Annotated in this window: 1 protein-coding gene; it reads left to right on the top strand. The window is 35.3% G+C overall.

The window, feature by feature from the left end; all coding sequences use genetic code 11:
* The coding region (locus tag AOA59_RS32515; protein WP_158235275.1) for a hypothetical protein at window positions 1-312 on the top strand (312 nt) is incomplete at both ends.

Below are 312 nucleotides of genomic sequence, written 5' to 3' on the forward strand. Positions count from 1 at the left end.
GTTATTCTATTTCGGGATAGCTCAGTTACATATAGTGAGATGTCAGAGGAAGCTTTTGCTAAGGAAAAACAAATAATAGAAGTTGTGCATGATATAGAAGCATTAACGAAAGAGGCACTCCTCTCTGTTTTGAATAAATTGAAAAGAAAGAATGTTGAACACATCATCATTATTCTAGAGAAGTTCACGCAAATCCAATTGCTGTTCTCCGATGATTCCAGTATGCTTGACGATGATCTTGCTATCCAAAATCACATTGATGTAATTGATGCACAGCAATTTTGGTTCCAATATTCTTCAAGAGCTTATGTC

The sequence above is a fragment of the Pseudomonas sp. 2822-15 genome, from assembly GCF_002742515.1.
Classification (GTDB): Bacteria; Pseudomonadota; Gammaproteobacteria; order Pseudomonadales; family Pseudomonadaceae; genus Aquipseudomonas; species Aquipseudomonas salomonii.